Annotated in this window: 11 protein-coding genes, 1 tRNA gene and 1 riboswitch; of the genes, 7 read left to right on the top strand and 5 right to left on the bottom strand. The window is 63.4% G+C overall.

The features are described 5' to 3' along the window. Positions 1-150: 150 nt before the first annotated feature. The 4 genes from HZR81_RS01735 to HZR81_RS01720 all read right to left on the bottom strand — a co-directional run bounded on the left by HZR81_RS01735 (position 151) and on the right by HZR81_RS01720 (position 3,498). Entirely contained in the window at positions 151-1,038 is an 888-nt protein-coding gene (locus tag HZR81_RS01735) for a metal ABC transporter ATPase (RefSeq protein WP_500127158.1), read from the bottom strand. A 90-nt stretch (positions 1,039-1,128) separates the two neighbouring features. Then, a complete protein-coding gene (locus tag HZR81_RS01730) occupies positions 1,129-1,938 on the bottom strand; it encodes an aldo/keto reductase (RefSeq protein WP_500127157.1) in 810 nt (269 codons plus the stop codon). Further along, positions 1,935-3,110: an NAD(P)/FAD-dependent oxidoreductase gene (locus HZR81_RS01725; RefSeq protein WP_267931349.1), complete on the bottom strand. Its 1,176-nt coding sequence runs from the start codon at positions 3,108-3,110 to the stop codon at positions 1,935-1,937. Before HZR81_RS01725 ends, HZR81_RS01730 begins: the two co-directional genes overlap by 4 nt. A 55-nt stretch (positions 3,111-3,165) precedes the next feature. Next, complete coding sequence (locus HZR81_RS01720; protein ID WP_020305812.1) at positions 3,166-3,498, bottom strand: DMT family transporter; 333 nt, start codon at positions 3,496-3,498, stop codon at positions 3,166-3,168. Positions 3,499-3,610: 112 nt separating this feature from the next. On the opposite strand from HZR81_RS01720, the gene waaA reads away from it, so the two are divergent. After that, positions 3,611-4,879, top strand: coding sequence for a lipid IV(A) 3-deoxy-D-manno-octulosonic acid transferase (gene waaA, locus HZR81_RS01715; protein WP_278390468.1), 1,269 nt, complete (start codon positions 3,611-3,613; stop codon positions 4,877-4,879). A 178-nt stretch (positions 4,880-5,057) separates the two neighbouring features. Here waaA and HZR81_RS01710 read toward each other — a convergent pair whose 3' ends face one another. Next, positions 5,058-6,512 (bottom strand): TolC family outer membrane protein, encoded by a 1,455-nt coding sequence (locus HZR81_RS01710; protein WP_200630424.1) that lies wholly within the window; start codon positions 6,510-6,512, stop codon positions 5,058-5,060. Between the two features lie 175 nt (positions 6,513-6,687). After that, a riboswitch (TPP riboswitch) is annotated at positions 6,688-6,794 on the top strand. 96 nt (positions 6,795-6,890) lie between these two features. Here HZR81_RS01710 and thiC point away from each other — a divergent pair. From thiC to rfbD, 6 genes are all read left to right on the top strand, one after another. Then, entirely contained in the window at positions 6,891-8,774 is a 1,884-nt protein-coding gene (gene thiC / locus HZR81_RS01705; RefSeq protein WP_500127156.1) for a phosphomethylpyrimidine synthase ThiC, read from the top strand. A gap of 207 nt (positions 8,775-8,981) precedes the next feature. After that, positions 8,982-9,056, top strand: a tRNA-Thr gene (locus tag HZR81_RS01700). A gap of 99 nt (positions 9,057-9,155) precedes the next feature. Beyond that, positions 9,156-10,574 (top strand): MBL fold metallo-hydrolase RNA specificity domain-containing protein, encoded by a 1,419-nt coding sequence (locus HZR81_RS01695; protein ID WP_500127155.1) that lies wholly within the window; start codon positions 9,156-9,158, stop codon positions 10,572-10,574. 311 nt (positions 10,575-10,885) lie between these two features. Then, positions 10,886-11,848: a glycosyltransferase family 2 protein gene (locus tag HZR81_RS01690; protein WP_500127154.1), complete on the top strand. Its 963-nt coding sequence runs from the start codon at positions 10,886-10,888 to the stop codon at positions 11,846-11,848. Further along, entirely contained in the window at positions 11,849-12,907 is a 1,059-nt protein-coding gene (gene rfbB, locus HZR81_RS01685; protein WP_312939366.1) for a dTDP-glucose 4,6-dehydratase, read from the top strand. Beyond that, positions 12,904-13,890, top strand: coding sequence for a dTDP-4-dehydrorhamnose reductase (gene rfbD, locus HZR81_RS01680; RefSeq protein ID WP_500127153.1), 987 nt, complete (start codon positions 12,904-12,906; stop codon positions 13,888-13,890). The genes rfbB and rfbD overlap by 4 nt, the downstream gene beginning before the upstream one ends. Positions 13,891-13,892 lie beyond the last annotated feature (2 nt).

Here is a 13,892-nt window from a genome sequence, read left to right as displayed (position 1 = left end):
TTTGCGCTGCTGAGTGATTAAATAGGTATTTTAGTGCTTATTTCCAGCGTATGGAGTCTGTTTGTAGGAGGCGCCATGCCCGCGATAGCTCTGCAGGTCCGGGTTTCGCGAGCATGGCCCCGTCCGTTCGCTGGCGGGGGGCCAAGCGGTTCAGCGCGCCACGGCGACCGGCTTGGCGGCCCACCAGTCCCTCCAGCGAACGCGTTCGTCACGTACCACCCAGCCGTCCTGCCGGGCGAAGCTTTCCGAGAGCCACAGCCCCCGCGTGCCCACCGGGCTGAACTGGCCATTACGCAGTTGCAGCAGCTGATCCTGCGGCTGGCCCTGCTGCAGCGGTATCAGGTAGATGTCGGGCCGGCTGCGCTCCAGGCGCGCAACCAGTTGTCCGTCTTCCAGGCGCTCGTCGACGTGGAACAGGCTCAGCTGACGCGCCTCTTTCGGTAGTTCCATGCGCATGTCATAGACCAGCTGCAGCGATGCGGTCGGCAGGTGTACGTAGGCGCGAGGACGCTCCATCAGCACCATGTTGCCGCACTGTACCGGGCGCGTGGCGCCGGATTGCGAGGCGAGCTTGAAGTGCACCGCCTCGCGGTAGTGCAGGCTGGCCTGGTACGGAGTGGGCAGCCACGTATCGCCGAAACGACCGGCGAGCCAGCCTTCAGGAGTTTCCAGCAGGCATTCTTCGGCAATTTCCTGGATGGCGGTGAGCAACGGCAGGTTCAGCTCATGGGCCGGGATGTAGCCGGAGATCAGCTTGAGTACAACGTCGCCGCGGTCCGGCCGCTGCTGACGGACCAGTACCCAGTATTCGCGGCCCTGCCAGCTCATGGTCAGACGCACTGAAACGCCGAGATTGGCCAGTTCGATGGCAAAACGGCCCGGATCGGACACCTCCACCGGGCGGCGGCGCTCGATCACTTCGCTGAAGTTCAACGGCCGGCCCAGACTCTGGTAGCTCAGGTTGTCTTGGCTGGCCTCGACGTAGAGAGGCAGGGTCTTGAATGCGGCAGGGCTCTTGCGCACCAGAACTCTTGGCATTCGGTTTCTCCTTGCGGCGAAGAAAGTAACCGCGCGGCATCAGCGTAATGCGCTTCCGCGCAGCGGATGAACGTTGCCGTCAGGACCGTTTCAGTTGCCGGTCAGAACGGCAGCAGCAGTCCGTACGTTAGCCGTCAAATGCTGCGGATTGATAGTGCCGATGATCGCGCCGCTGACACCTGGGTGACCGAACAGCAGCTCGAAACTGCGGCGGACCGGGTCGTCGCCTGGCTTGAGGCAGGCATGACCGCTGGCCAGGGCTTTCTTGATCAGGATGCCCTTGCCGTGTGCAGCAGCGTAGTCGAGGACTGGCCGTTCGGCCTGCTCGTTGAGGTTGTAGGTCACCATCGCGCAGTCGCCCTGCTGCAGCGCAAGCAGCCCACCATCGACCGTCTTGCCGGACAGGCCGTAGGCAAGGATCTTGCCCTCGCGCTTGAGCTCGGCCAGGGTCTGGTAGACCTCGGTGTGTTGCAGGATGTCGAGGTCGTTGCCGTCCGAGTGCACCAGCACCAGCTCGATGCGGTCGGTACGCAGGCGCTTGAGGCTGCGCTCCACCGAGAAGCGCGTGTGCGCGGCAGAAAAGTCGAAGCGCGACTGGCCGTTCTCGAACTCCTCGCCAACCTTGCTGACGATCACCCAATCCTCGCGCTGTCCCGCCAGCAACGGGCCGAGCCGTTCCTCGCTGACGCCGTAGGCCGGCGCGGTGTCGATCAGGTTGATACCCAGTTCGCGGGCCAGCGTAAGCAGTTGGCGAGCCTGGGCGTCGTCTGGGATGGAAAAACCATTGGGATATTTCACCCCTTGATCGCGACCCAGCTTGACCGTGCCCAGACCCAACGGCGAAATGCGCAGGCCGGTGCTGCCCAGCGGGCGGTGCAGGTCATGCAGCGTCGCGTTCATGGCAGCAGGCCCTCCCAGAACGGGCCGGTCAGCGGTGGTCGCGGCAGTTCCGGTAACGCAGGATGTTGGCCTGGGCGAATGCCGTCACGGGCGAGGGCGGCTTCGACGCGGTCGGAAAAGTCGGGGGACAGGGCCAGCTTGGTCGGCCAACCGACCAGCAGCCGGCCCTGCTCGGCAAGGAAGGCGTTGTCCGGTCGGGCGAGGGCCGATTGCGCCGGCTCGGCGCGGTCGATACGCAGAGTGGCCCATTGCGCGGAGGACAGGTCGATCCAGGGCACCAGTTCGGCCAGTTCCTTTTTCGCGACCGCGATCTGAGCGGCTTCGTCGCGTGCCACGCCATCGGCTTCGGCCAGGTCGCCGCCGAGATACCAGACCCACTCGCCGTCCGCTGTCGGATGGCTGGTGACCGTGATCCGCGGTTTGGTGCCGCCGCCCAAGCAATGGGCATAGAGCGGCTTGAGCGTGGGCGCCTTGAGGATAACCATGTGCAACGGACGGCGCTGCATGGCCGGTTGCTGCAGGCCGAGCGACGCGAGCAGCTCGGCAGTCCCGCCACCGGCGCTGAAGACGATGCGCTGAGCGCGGATCTCGCGACCATCGACGCGTAGGCCGACCAGTTCGTCGCCGTCGAGTAGTGGTTCGATCTGCTGGCAGGCCAGCAGGGTGTCGCCAGCCAGCTCGGCCAGCCGGGCGATCAGGCTGGGCACGTCCAGCACCAGCTCGCTGAGGCGATAGACCTTGCCCTTGAACCGCGGATGCTGCAGCGCAGGCGGCAGCTCATCGCCCTTGACCTGGCCGACCCGCGAGCGCACTGCCTTGCTGGCGAAGAAGCTGGTGAGATTGCCGGCCAGCGTGCCGGGCGACCAGAGGTAATGCGCATCGGACAGCAGGCGCACGCCGCTGAGATCCAGCTCGCCCTTGCCTTCGAGCGCTTCGCGCCAGCGCCGCGGCATATCGGCGATCGCCTCGGAGGCACCGGTGAGCGCACCGCTCAGCGCGTACTTGGTGCCGCCATGGATGATGCCCTGGGACTTCACGCTCTGCCCGCCGCCCAGTGTTCCCTTGTCGACCAGCAGGGTGGCAAAACCCAGTCGGCGCAGGCGCGCGTTCAGCCAAAGGCCGGCGACGCCGCCGCCAACGATCAGGACGTCGGTGCTGAGGGATTCGGGCATGTGCAGACCTCATTGGGTAAACGGTCGCGCAGTATAACTGCAGTCCGCCGGCAGCTTAGTGGCCTGCGCTGCGGGAGAACAACTGGATGACCACCACACCGGCGATGATCAGCCCCATGCCCAGTACCGCCGGCAGGTCCAGGTACTGACGATAGAGCAGTGCCGCGGCGACGCTGACCAGTACGATGCCGAGCCCGGCCCAGATGGCATAGGCGATGCCTACCGGGATGGTCCGTACCACCAGCGCGAGCATCCAGAACGACAGGCTGTAGCCGGTCACCACCAGCAGCAGTGGCAGCGGACGATTGAAGCCGGCCAGTGCCTTCATCGAGGTGGTGGCGACCACCTCGGCGCAGATGGCGATGGCCAGGTAAACGTAGCCGGACATGGCGAGATCCTGATTATGGGCGGGCAACTTCGTTCGGTTCCGACCTCGCCAACAAGTTCGCCCGCAGGGCGGTTATGGCTCGCGAGCAGGCGGCTTGCTAAGCTCCGCGCCCATGAATCGCACCCTCTATACCCTGCTGTTCCACCTCGGCCTGCCGCTGGTATTTCTGCGCCTGCTCTGGCGCGCCTGGCGCGCGCCGGCCTACTCCCGTCGTATCGGCGAACGTTTCGCCTTTGGTTTGCCGCCGCTTCGTCCGGGTGGCATCTGGGTGCATGCGGTGTCGGTCGGCGAGAGCATCGCCGCGGCGCCGATGGTCCGCGAACTGATGGCGCGCTATCCGCATCTGCCGATCACCGTCACCTGCATGACCCCGACCGGCTCGGAGCGCATCCAGGCACTGTTCGGCGACAGCGTGCAGCACTGCTATCTGCCCTATGACCTGCCCTGGGCGGCGGCGCGCTTTCTTGAGCGCGCGCGGCCGAAGCTGGCGGTGGTGATGGAGACCGAACTCTGGCCCAACCATATCCATCAGTGTGCACGCCGCGGCATTCCGGTAGCGCTGGCCAATGCGCGTTTGTCCGCGCGCTCGGCCCGCGGCTACGCGCGCTTCGCCCGTCTGACTGCGCCGATGCTGGCTAAGCTGAGCCTGATTGCCGTGCAGACCGAGGCTGAAGCCGAACGTTTTCGCCAGCTCGGTGCGCGCGATGAGTGCGTGGAGGTGACCGGATCGATCAAGTTCGACCTGACCATCGACCCGGCACTGCTGGAGCGTGCCAGTAAATTGCGCCAGCAGTGGGCGGCGCTGGAACGGCCATTGTGGATCGCCGCTAGTACACACGCCGGAGAAGACGAGATCATGCTGGCTGCGCATCGCCAGCTGCTCAGCAACCATCCGCAGGCGCTGCTGATCCTGGTGCCCAGGCACCCGGAGCGCTTCGCCTCGGTGTACGAGTCGGCGGTCAGGGATGGGTTTGTTGCCGTGCGGCGCTCGACGGGGGAAGTGGTCGACGCCGGTACCGAGGTGCTGGTCGGCGACACCATGGGCGAGCTGCTGTTTCTCTACGCGCTGGCGGATATCGCCTTCGTTGGCGGCAGTCTGGTGCCCAACGGCGGGCACAACCTCCTCGAGCCCGCAGCGCTGGGCAAGCCGGTGCTCAGCGGCCCGCACCTGTTCAACTTTCTCGAGATATCGGCGCAGTTGCGCGCGGCTGGCGCCCTGCGTGAAGTGCAGGATGCCGCGCAACTGGCGCAGGCGGTCAGCGAACTCTGGGGCGATCCAGGCGGAACTCAAGCGATGCGCGATGCCGGTCTCGGCGTGCTCAAGGCCAATCAGGGTGCTCTGGCGCGGTTGCTGGCGGGGTTGGGGCGGCTGCTCGGGTAATTTGGCCGGGCGGATTCGGCGTCAGGCCGCCATGTTCGGCGCGGGATGCTTTTGATGGTTTTCCCGCCTCGGGCCGGGCAGCTCAACGCTAGAGTTTTAGCCGTTGGGCTCTCGCACAGGTGCATGAAGGTATCGCTACGCTACCCGGCCGATCATGCACCTGTTTCTCCTCCGTCGCTCAGTAATCGATCCGCACCGGCTGACCGATGGTCTGCGGCAGATCCGGCGGCAGGAAGTCGGTGTCCGGGTTGTAATCGGGTTTCAGGTAGGCCGCCAGCTGCTGCAGATCGTCCGGATTGAGCGTGCCCGCGGCCTGTTTCAGGCGCAGGTTGTCGAGGATGTAGTCGTAGCGGGCGTTGTTGTAGTCCCGCACGGCGCCATACAGGCGGCGCTGGGTGTCGAGTACGTCGACGATGTTGCGCGTGCCGACCTGATAGCCGATCTCCGTCGCCTCCAGCGCACTCTGATTGGAGATGATTGACTGCCGGCGAGCTTCGACCTGCTCGATATCGGTGTTAACCGCCCGGTGCAGATTGCGTGTGGATTCGACCACCTGGCGGCGCAGGCTCTCGCGCTGCTGCTCGCTCTGGCTCAGCTGGTAATAGGCCTCGCGACTCTGCGACGTGGTCAGGCCGCCGCTGTAGAGCGGAATGTTCAGCTGCAGGCCGATGCTGCGTTGCTCGACGTCACCGGTGTAGCGCGGCATGTCGAAGCCCGGGATGCTCTGGCTGTTGCTGAAGCCCAGCGCATCGTTGTCGCCCTTGCGATAGGACGCCACCGCATCGAGCGTCGGTGCATGGCCGGAGCGGCGCTGGCGCAGGGTTTCTTCCGCTGCGGTCACCGCATAATTGACCGCCAGCAGGTTGAGGTTCTGCCGCGTTGCGGTATCGACCCACGCCTTGGCCTCGTTCGGCACCGGGGCCAGCACCGGCAGGGTGTGGCGGATGCCTTCGAGGGCGATATATTCGCGGTTGGTCAGGGTGTACAGCGCCTGGAAGGCGTCCTCGACCTGGCGCTGGGCGATGGACCGATTGGCGCGTGCGGTATCGAACCCGGCCTGGGCCTCGAGCACGTCGGTCTTGTCGGAAAGACCGACCTCGAAGCGTTCGTTGGCCTGGTCGAGCTGGCGCTTGAACGCAGCTTCCTCGGCTTTGACCGCCGCCAGGTTGTCCTGCGCGCGCAGCACGGCGAAGTAGGCCTGGGCGCTCTGCAGGATCAGGTCCTGTTCGGTGATGGAGTATTCGATTGCCGCCTGCTCGCTCACGGCTTCCGCAGCCTTGAGCTGGAACCAGCGGTCGGCGCGGAAAATTGGCTGGCTCAGCGTCGCCTGATAGGCGGTGCCGCTGCGCGACAGCGAGGTGGAGCCCATGCTGGTGTTGACGTCCGTTTCGGTGTCGCTCAGCTCGGCGCCGGCACTGAGGTTGGGCAGCAGGCCGGCCCGCGCCTGCGGCACGATTTCCTGGCGGGCGCGAAACTGCGCGCGCGCTGCAGCCAGATCGGCGTTGTTGTTGACGGCTTGCTGATAGACGCTGACCAGATCGGTCTTGCTGGCGAGGGGGATGGTCTCCTGCGCCCAGGCCCCTCCGGCAGTGAGGGTGGCCACGGCGAGAGCCAGGGGGAGTCTGCGCAGCATGTTGGGTCCATCCTGAATAGAGCTGATGGGCAAGGCTAAGCGGCAGCTGTCAGGGGGGTCAAGGCGCGCGTGCGCCTGCTGTGTGGTGCCCGTGGCGGTCCGGTCAAATGACCGAACGGTCGACTAGTTTCGCCATTGCCATGGTGTTCGCCCAAGGTCTTGATTAGACTCGACGGCGTTCTTGTCGGGGTGCCTTGAAGCGAAGGCTGAGATCGGAAAGTTCCGGATCCCGTTGAACCTGATCAGGTTAAGGCCTGCGTAGGGAACAAGATGTCCTCGTCTAGAACGTGACGAGTCTCTCCACCGCAGTTGCGGTGCCCGACGCCCTTGATCCGCCGTGTTGCTCAGGTTCGCTCCGACACATCCCTGGAGAAGCCGATGAGCGTGCAAAGCAACAAGAACCTGAGTGAATCCGCCCAGGTCGACCAGCAGTCCATTCAACCCTTCCCGCGTTCGCAGAAAATCTATGTGCAGGGTTCGCGCCCGGACATCCGCGTACCGATGCGCGAGATCAGCCTGGACGTGACGCCCACCGACTTCGGCGGCGAGATTAACGCGCCGGTTACCGTCTACGACACCTCCGGCCCCTACACCGACCCGAATGTCACCATCGACGTGCGCAAGGGCCTGGCCGACGTGCGCAGTGCCTGGATCGAGGACCGCGGCGACACTGAGAAGCTGCCGGGGCTGACCTCCGAATTCGGCCAGCGTCGCCTCAACGATGCCGAACTTTCCGCCATGCGCTTCGCTCATGTGCGCAACCCGCGCCGGGCCAAGGCCGGGCACAACGTCAGCCAGATGCACTATGCAAAGAAGGGCATCATCACGCCGGAGATGGAGTACGTCGCCATCCGCGAGAACATGAAGCTCGCCGAGGCGCGTGAAGCCGGCCTGCTGGTCGAGCAGCATGCCGGGCAGAGCTTCGGCGCGGCCATTCCCAAGGAAATCACCCCCGAATTCGTCCGCTCGGAAGTCGCGCGCGGCCGCGCCATCATCCCGGCGAACATCAACCACACCGAGCTGGAGCCGATGATCATCGGCCGCAACTTCCTGGTGAAGATCAACGGCAACATCGGCAACTCGGCGCTGGGCTCTTCCATCGAGGAAGAAGTGGCCAAGCTGACCTGGGGCATCCGCTGGGGTTCGGACACGGTGATGGACCTGTCCACCGGCAAGCATATCCACGAGACCCGCGAGTGGATCATCCGCAACTCGCCGGTGCCGATCGGCACCGTGCCGATCTACCAGGCGCTGGAAAAGGTCAACGGCGTGGCCGAAGACCTGACCTGGGAGCTGTTCCGCGACACGCTGATCGAACAGGCCGAGCAGGGCGTGGACTACTTCACCATCCACGCCGGCGTGCTGCTGCGCTACGTGCCGCTGACCGCCAAGCGCGTCACCGGCATCGTCAGCCGTGGTGGCTCGATCATGGCCAAGTGGTGCCTGGCGCATCACCAGGAGAATTTCCTCTACACCCACTTCGAGGAAATCTGCGAAATCATGAAGGCCTACGACGTCAGCTTCTCGCTGGGCGACGGCCTGCGTCCGGGCTCGATCGCCGATGCCAACGATGCCGCGCAGTTCGGCGAACTGGAAACCCTCGGCGAACTGACCAAGATCGCCTGGAAACATGACGTGCAGTGCATGATCGAGGGCCCCGGCCACGTGCCGATGCAGATGATCAAGGAGAACATGGACAAGCAGCTGGAATGCTGCGACGAAGCGCCGTTCTACACCCTCGGCCCGCTGACCACCGACATTGCCCCGGGCTACGACCACATCACCAGCGGCATCGGTGCGGCGATGATCGGCTGGTTCGGTTGCGCCATGCTCTGCTACGTCACGCCGAAGGAGCACCTCGGTCTGCCGAACAAGGATGACGTGAAGACCGGCATCATCACCTACAAGATCGCCGCGCACGCTGCTGATCTGGCCAAGGGTCATCCGGGCGCGCAGATCCGCGACAACGCGCTGTCCAAGGCGCGCTTCGAGTTCCGCTGGGAAGACCAGTTCAACCTCGGTCTGGACCCGGACACCGCGCGTGCCTTCCACGACGAGACGCTGCCGAAGGAATCGGCGAAGGTGGCGCATTTCTGCTCCATGTGCGGGCCGAAGTTCTGCTCGATGAAGATCACCCAGGAAGTGCGCGAGTACGCTGCCGAGCACGGCCTGACCGATGAGCAGAAAGCCATCGAGGCGGGTTTCGCCGAGCAGTCCTCGCGCTTCAAGGACGAAGGCTCGGTGATCTACAAACAGGTGTGACCGGCGAGGGCGGGCCTGCGCTGATCATGAGCGCGGCTAACGCTGTGCGGTTATCCACCCTGCGGGAAGCTTCGCTTTGTGCTGCCGACAGGCGTAGGGTGGATGGCCGAAGCCATCCACCGGATTGCCCGCCCAGCGCTACCCGAGGCGACCTGCAACTTGTTGATTTTCCTGCATTAGACGCTTAGAGTGCTCGCCCTTCGTTATGCCCATGTAGCTCAGCGGTAGAGCACTCCCTTGGTAAGGGAGAGGTCGGCGGTTCAAGTCCGCCCATGGGCTCCATTGTTTGGCGGGTGCAGTCGTTAACTGTGACCTGGCCAATGGCCGCTGCAGCATTTTCCGGCTAAGGTCCCCTGTGTTTTCGACACTCAGGGACGAGTCATGGAAATCCTTCATCACGGCGCCGCCGATGGCGTCACCGGCTCCTGTCATCAGCTGCGCCTGGATACCGGTTTCAGCCTGCTGGTCGATTGTGGGCTGTTCCAGGGGGGCGATACCTCGCCGGGACGGGCCGGGGCCGGCAGTCTGGATATCGAGTTCGACCTGGCCGGCATTCGTGCGCTGGTCGCAACCCACGTGCATATCGACCACGTCGGCCGCATTCCCTACCTGCTGGCCGCAGGCTTCAGTGGCCCCATCCTCTGCAGTGAGCCTTCTGCCCGGCTGCTGCCGATCGTGCTCGAGGACGCCTTTCGTCTCGGCATCAGTCGTGACCAGCACAAGGTCGAGCAATATCTCGCGCTCGTCGAGCGGCGTCTGATCGCGTTGCCCTACAACCGCTGGTTCACCCTCAGCGACACGTCGTCGTTGCGGGCGCGCATCCGCCTGCGGCGCGCCGGGCATATCCTCGGCTCGGCCTATGTCGAGGTGGACATCAGGCGTCCTGGCCAGGCACGTCGGCGTGTGCTGTTCTCGGGTGATCTCGGTGCGCCTCATGCGCCTTTGCTGCGCCCGCCGCAAGTGGCGGCCGGCGCCGACGTGGTGGTGCTGGAGAGCACCTATGGCGACCGCCAGCACGAGGATCGAACCCGGCGCCGACAACGCCTGAAACGACTGATCGAGAAGGCGCTGGCCGACGACGGCAGCGTGCTGATCCCGGCCTTCAGCATTGGCCGCACTCAGGAGCTGCTCTACGAGCTGGAACAGATCATCTTCGAGGCCCATGCCGGGGCCGGCCCTGCGTCTGGTGCCGGCTGGCGGCAGCTGCCGATCATCCTCGACTCGCCGCTGGCCAGTCGCTTCACCGAGGCATACCGCGAGCTGCGCCCGTTCTGGAATGACGAAGCGCAGGGTCGGCTGCGCGAGGGGCGCGATCCGATGGCATTCGACCAGCTGCTCACCGTCGACAGCCACGACCAGCATCTGAGCATGGTCCGCCACCTGGCCGAAACGGCGCGGCCGGCCGTGGTCATCGCCGGTGGCGGCATGTGCGCCGGCGGGCGTATCGTCAACTATCTCAAGGCGATGCTCGAGGACCGGCGGCACAACGTTCTTTTCGTCGGTTACCAGGCTGCCGGCACCCCTGGGCACGCCATCCAGCGCTTCGGCCCTCGCGGTGGCTACGTCGAGCTCGATGGCCAGCGGCTGGACATCCGCGCCGGTATTGAAAGCATTGGTGGCTACTCGGCGCATGCCGATCGGAATGGGCTGCTTGGCTTCATCACCACGATGCGGCGCTGGCCGAGCGAGGTGCGGCTGGTGCATGGCGAGGCGCGCGCCAAGCAGCAACTGCGCAATGCGTTGTTGGAGGCTTATGACGAAAAAGGGCAAGACGTAAATGCGTTGATCCCCGGCCAGTGAGTCACCAGCCGGCTTTCCCGGCAGAGAGTGCTGTGCTGCCGCGGACGTTACGATGGCTTGGCTAGTGTGCTGCCTGACGTTCTGCCGCCGGACGAATGGATCACCAGTCAGGACTGCTCGCTAGAACTTCTGTACAATGCGCGCCTCAAAAGGCAGGATAGCTGGCGTGTTTTTAGCGGGTCGGTGTACTCCAATGGAGCATGCCGATAGGGCGTCGGGCAAGCGTTGGATTGCCTCATCTTCCGTCCCTATGCGTACGGATTGGTACCTGGTTGTTCTACGCAAGACAGGGAAGTTCACAGGTTTTTTCCATGCGTTCTACTTCAATGGCAAGCACGGCAGCCCCGCTCGAGGGAGAGCCTCGGGTAGCCATTTTGCTCACCACCTACAATGGCGAGAAATTCCTCAGCGAGCAGCTCGACTCCATTGCTGGGCAAACCCACCGTAATTGGGTCCTATTTGCTTCGGACGATGGTTCGACGGACGCGACGCTGGATATCCTGACGCAATTCCAGCGAGAACAGGGCACAGAGCGCGTTCACCTGCTCCAAGGACCGCGTGAAGGTTTTGCGCAGAACTTTCTCTCTCTTATCCGCAACCCCGAGATAATCGCTGACTACTTCGCTTTCTGCGATCAGGATGACGTCTGGTTTGCCCACAAGATTGAGCGAGCCGTGTTGCGGCTTGCCCCGCACAAGGCGATCCCGGCTGTGTATTGCTCCAGGACGCGACTGATAGACGAAGACGGACGGGTCATCGGTTACTCCACTCGCTTCGAGCGCGCGCCGAGCTTTCGCAATGCGCTGGTGCAGAGCTTGGCAGGTGCCAACACCATGTTGCTTAACCAGGCAGCTCGTGAGTTGCTCGGCAAGATACCGGTCAGCGCGCCCGTCGTGTCGCATGACTGGATTTGTTATTTGCTCATAAGTGGTAGTGGTGGCACGGTAATTTACGATGCCGAGCCCAGCGTGGACTATCGCCAACACGGCGATAACCTAATGGGCGCCAACACTACTCTGCACGACCGCTTGGTACGGGTCCGTAGAATGTTCAGCGGCACGTTTCGCCAGTGGAACCAGGATAACGTCTTTACGCTGCGCCAATGCCTCGACTCGCTGGATGAGCGAAGTCGCCGGACCGTCATGCTATTCGAGGATGCGCGACAGGCCGGCTTGCCGCGACGTTTTTATTTGTTGAAAAAAGCTGGCGTCTATCGGCAGACCACGTTTGGTACGGTCGGATTGATACTTGCCGCCAGCATCGGGAGACTATAAGTGACCGTTCTTGTGACAGGCAGCGCCGGGTTCATTGGCGCCAATTTCGTAATCGATTGGCTGACTAGCAGTGATGAGCCGATCGTAAGCGTGGACAAGCTGACCTACGCGGGCAACCTGGCCAACCTACGATCGCTGGAAGGCGACCCGCGGCACCGGTTTGTTCACGGTGACATCGCCGACAAGGCTCTCATCGCAAGCCTGCTCACTGAATACAAGCCGCGCGCCATTCTCAACTTCGCGGCGGAATCCCATGTGGACCGCTCAATCGACGGTCCGGAGGAGTTCGTCCAGACTAACGTCGTGGGTACCTTCCGTCTGCTGGAGGCTGCACTGGCATATTACCGTTCACTCGATGAAGAGCGTGCCACTGGCTTCCGCTTCTTACACGTATCGACGGACGAAGTCTACGGTTCGTTGGCGGCGGACGCCCCCGCGTTCAGCGAATGCAACCAGTATCAACCCAACAGCCCTTACTCGGCGTCCAAGGCAGCATCCGATCACTTTGTTCGCGCCTATCATCACACCTATGGACTGCCGGTGCTGACCACAAATTGCTCTAACAACTACGGGCCCTATCACTTTCCTGAAAAGCTGATTCCTCTGGTCATCCACAATGCCTTGGCGGGCAGGGCGCTGCCCATCTATGGCGATGGCCGTCAGATTCGTGACTGGCTCTATGTGAAGGACCACTGCGCTGCGCTGCGCTGCGTGCTGGCAACCGGGGAACTTGGGGAAACCTACAATATCGGCGGATGTAACGAGCGGACCAACCTGCAAGTGGTATCGGAGCTGTGCGAGATCCTAGATAGCGAGCAGCCCCGGGCCGATGGTGCTAGCTATCGGGAGCAGATCACTTTCGTCAACGACCGTCCTGGCCATGACCGTCGCTATGCAATCGACGCCACCAAGATCCAGCGCGAATTGGGTTGGTCGCCCGTCGAGACCTTTGAGACCGGCATTCGCAAGACTGTTCGCTGGTACCTAGACAACCAGGACTGGGTCGCTGCCATCACCAGTGGAGCCTACCGAGAGTGGGCGAGCAGGCACTATCAATGAATATCCTCTTGCTTGGTGCAAACGGCCAAGTGGGTTGGGAGCTGCAACGCGCCCTTGCTCCACTTGGCCACTTGCTGGCATGCGACCGGCGTCGTGCTGATCTGGCCTACCCGGAACTCCTAAGCCGTCTCATTGAGGCTCATCGACCAGATGTTATCGTCAACGCCGCTGCATATACCGCCGTCGACCGGGCAGAAGCAGAGCCGCGACTGGCTCACCTCATAAATGCCGAGGCCGTTGGTGTGCTGGCGCAGGCGGCGCAGCGATGCGGCGCCTTGCTCGTTCATTATTCGACCGATTACGTGTTTGATGGCAATGCTATAGGCAGGCAGCCGGAAGATAGTCCGACGGGTCCTCTGAATGTCTATGGCTGCACAAAGCTCGAAGGAGAACGGCTGATCAGAACCTCGGGATGTCGCCACCTCATCCTTCGGACCTGCTGGGTCTACGCCTCGCGCGGGCACAACTTCGCCAAGACCATGTTGCGTCTGGCCAGTGAGCGCAAAGAGCTTCGCATCGTGGCAGACCAGATTGGAGCGCCGACCAGTGCCGAACTGATCGCCGACATTACCGCCTTGATGCTGCTTCGTATGGATTGCGATCCTGCCCAGGCGCAGCGTGCCTGCGGCACCTACCATCTCGCGGCAGGTGGGCAGGCCAGCTGGCATGAGTACGCCTGCTACATCATCCGCACGGCAACCGAGCTTGGCATGCGGTTCCGCGTCGACCCGTCGCGCATCCTGGCGGTGGCATCGAGCGAGTTCGTAACTGCCGCTACCCGCCCGCGCAATTCCCTGCTTGAAACCAGCCGACTGCAGCAGACCTTCGGACTTGCACTACCGCATTGGATGGTCCATGCGCGGCGCATGTTGCAGGAAGTCGTTCCGATCGAGCTGGCGGCACGAATGGCCAGCGAGCAGCTGAGCGTCGCACTGAAGCAGGCCCAAAGCACCGATCCAGCCGCTGTAGCCACAAAAGGATAGAA

This window comes from Pseudomonas sp. LM13 (assembly GCF_041381355.1).
Lineage (GTDB): Bacteria > Pseudomonadota > Gammaproteobacteria > Pseudomonadales > Pseudomonadaceae > Stutzerimonas > Stutzerimonas frequens.
The sequence above is the reverse complement of the archived record's forward strand: the minus strand, read 5'-3'. Positions and strand labels throughout refer to the sequence as shown.